Annotated in this window: 5 protein-coding genes; all 5 read right to left on the bottom strand. The window is 45.4% G+C overall.

Features of this window, described 5'->3' with window-relative positions:
- Positions 1 to 357: TonB-dependent receptor plug domain-containing protein (locus Q0256_RS08875; protein ID WP_297962303.1), on the bottom strand; the 357-nt coding region annotated here is incomplete at its 3' end.
- Between the two features lie 654 nt (positions 358 to 1,011).
- Positions 1,012 to 1,272 carry a hypothetical protein gene (locus Q0256_RS08870; protein ID WP_297962301.1) on the bottom strand — a complete coding sequence of 87 codons (261 nt, stop codon included), beginning with the start codon at positions 1,270 to 1,272 and terminating at the stop codon, positions 1,012 to 1,014.
- Positions 1,273 to 1,350: 78 nt separating this feature from the next.
- Positions 1,351 to 1,608, bottom strand: a complete 258-nt coding sequence (locus Q0256_RS08865) for a hypothetical protein (RefSeq protein WP_297962299.1) — start codon at positions 1,606 to 1,608, stop codon at positions 1,351 to 1,353.
- Between the two features lie 315 nt (positions 1,609 to 1,923).
- Positions 1,924 to 2,550, bottom strand: a complete 627-nt coding sequence (tmk, locus tag Q0256_RS08860) for a dTMP kinase (RefSeq protein WP_297962297.1) — start codon at positions 2,548 to 2,550, stop codon at positions 1,924 to 1,926.
- Between the two features lie 41 nt (positions 2,551 to 2,591).
- Positions 2,592 to 2,720, bottom strand: a complete 129-nt coding sequence (locus Q0256_RS08855; protein WP_297962295.1) for a hypothetical protein — start codon at positions 2,718 to 2,720, stop codon at positions 2,592 to 2,594.
- Positions 2,721 to 3,074: the final 354 nt, after the last annotated feature.

Below are 3,074 nucleotides of genomic sequence, written 5' to 3'. Positions count from 1 at the left end.
TTTAAAGCCTTGCGAGCTTAGAGTCTCCGCTTGACGAAGCCCGTCCACCGTGATAGCCACACGGTTTTCGTCCACGCCGCGAACGGCATATCCGCTAGCACCGAATCTACCCGTCTCAACCGCCGTGATACCCGTTTGGTATCGTACCAAGTCTCTGCTATCGGTGATCTGTTGCTTCTTGATAGTCTGCGCGGTAGTTTTAGTTTCGCCAACCTTTTGCTCGGCTACGCTTTGCGAATCGACATTGCCCGTTACCTGGATAGTTCCCAGGTCTTGTGAGTTGGCCGGCTCTTCCGCGTAAAGCGAGCCATAGAAGAGCAGCGAGGCATAGAGAGAGAGAGAGAATCTTCTAAACATTCATATTTCCTTACTTAATGATTATAGAATTGATTATTAACGCGGCGAATAATAATACAAAGATTTTTAATGTTTAATTAAATTGCAGTTTAAATTCAAGTATAAATTTTAAATGGCTAAAATTTTGATTTTTAAGAAGTAAAAAATTTTGAATAGTCAAGAAATGCGTAATAGGCGTATTTTAAGCTTTAATATAGCCTAAATTTTGCAAAGCGTTTTTGAAACGGCTAGCAAAAATACTGAAAATTATAAAAGAGCGAATGATAACAAAGCGCATTTTATAATAAGTAACGCGCTTTTTAAATCATGATATTTTTGCCGGTAATTTTAAAATTTTATACCAAATCGCTGCATTGTAAATTTATCATTTTATAGATTGTCGCCTCTCGGGATTTGTTAGCAGATTTATTTATCGGTGCCGGAATAGGGCATAAATTTTTGCCGGGTAGAATTTCACGCTGCGCTATAAATTTTATGCGCCGCGAAATTTTGAAATTTTGTTTTCCACAAATACGGCGAGCGGCAAAATTCTATATCACAAATAAACCATACTACTGCGTTGCGGGTATTGATAATCTACTCGTTTATTCCGCCAAATTAACCCATGCCGCCGTAAATTTTATGTTTTAAAATTTCACGCCGAATCTTTAGCGGCTAAAAAGCCCTAAGCACCGCCGTAACCTGTGCGCTTTTGCGCGGCGAGAAGTAGTGCACGAAGCTAGTGCAGGAGCCATCAGGCACGCATATTTCAGTGCTTAACTTATGCCTTACGTGGATGGAGTCGATACTCGGGATTGTTACCGATGCGCTTGCGATGCCGCTGTATTCTCCAACCTCTATCGGCGCCTCTAGCTCATCCTTTTCAAATACTACGCGCCCGCTTTGCTCTTGCTCTAGCTTAGTGTTTTTCAGCACGATCTTCGGCGCATTTTCGCGGTTTATATAGTCAAATTTTATGTTTAGCTCATACGGAGCGCCCGTGGAGTTATCCTCCTAGAAATCAGGTAGCGGATCCCCTTCCCGATGCTCGAATCTCTTGCCGATAGTCGTAGCGCGCAAGTCCGTATCTATTATAAAATTTTGCAGTTCTATGCGGGCGCCGCCAAAAGAACGAACTAGCATCATAGATTCGTAGTTGCGACCGAAAAAATTATCTGCGATAACATAGCTACCCAAAAGCGAGCTTATGACCACCCAAAACAGAAATATAAATTTAAAAACCTTGCGCAAAACGAACCTTAACGTCTTCATCGCTATCCTTTCAATCTAAAGCTTAAGCGGAATTTCACCCGTAAATCCGCGGATTAAAATTCCGCGCAGGATTTCGCTTATGAAATTTCGCGCCTTTTCGGACTACGGCGGAATTTTAAGGCAGAATTCCGTGGCGAAATTTTACGGCTGAATTATAAAACAAAATTCCGCCCATGAAATTTTGCCTAGAACCTCTTCTGTAAAATTCCATAACGAAATTCGAAGATGAAATTTTATGGGCGGAATTTTATAGCTAAAATTTCACGGCAAGGCTCAGAAATTCTTTCCCGCGGCAAAATTCCACGCCTTAAAATTTTAAGAAAGTATGAAATTTTTTATCTGATCGCAGATCGCTTCTTCGGATTGTGCGGCGTCGATTTGCAGGGTCTCAACGCCGCACGCCCTGCATGCCCGCGCCATAAGATCTTGCACGCGCATTAGGTATTTTAGCCCGCGAGCCTCGATTATATCGCTGCTAGCGCGCGTTTTAAGCCGTTTTTTGACGAGCTGTTCGTCCGCCGAAAATAGCACGATTTTATCTGCAAATTTGCCCCCAAGCGCAAATTTATTAAGCGCGATAAGCTCGCTAAGATCCGCGTTTTCGTCGTTTGCTAGCGCATAGGCGATCCCTGAAATGAAGCCACGATCGCTTAGCACGAGCCTGTCCGCGCCGCCCTTTATCACGCGCTCGTAGTGCTCGGCGCGGTCTGCGAGGAACAAAAGCAGCTCGGCGCGCTTTGAAATTTCGCCGCAGACCTCGCGCAGATTTACGCTGCCGCGCCGCCACTTAAAATCCTCGCCCAAAACGAGGCTTCGCACCGCCTCGCCGAGCTTCGTGCCGCCGGGCTCCTTAGTCACGATCGCTTGCGGAAAAATCGCCGCCAGTCGCGCTATCTGCGTGCTTTTGCCCACGCCGTCGATACCTTCGAATATTACATACATTTTTCGCCTTTAAATTTGTGCGCTATTTTACAAGCTTATAGCTAAATAGCGGCTTTTTTAAACAGCGGGGCGTAAAATTTCGCCTCAAAATCGGGCTTTTGCGCGAGCTTGTACGAGCCGATTTTGATCTTTAGGTGTAAAATTTTATCGGGCGCTTTGTTGCTAAGCACTTACTCTTTGTGGCGCTGCTCGCGGTTAAATTTAGCGCTCGGGCGGATGCGCCGAATAAGCGGTGAGTAAATTTTGCGTTTTCGGACATATACCGAGCGGAGCAGGACGCCAGTCTATAAAGACAGCGCGCGTGCGGATATGATGGCACGTCGGGCGAGGTAGGGAGCCATTATACATAGTAGGATATGTGCTTTGCGAAGCGGATGGCGCTAAACGGAAAGGGCGGCGCTTCTGGCGGAGCAGGGCGGTAGCATCATTCGGCGTAGGGTATGTTTATTGGCAGTGCGGGCTGGCAAACGCTGCGCGCGATGATAAAATCACGACGATGAAATTTTAAATTTTACCTTTATATG

Origin of the sequence: uncultured Campylobacter sp. (assembly GCF_937949835.1) — a bacterium.
GTDB lineage: Bacteria > Campylobacterota > Campylobacteria > Campylobacterales > Campylobacteraceae > Campylobacter_B.
Note: the sequence above shows the minus strand (reverse complement) of the source record. Positions and strands in the feature narration are given on the sequence as shown.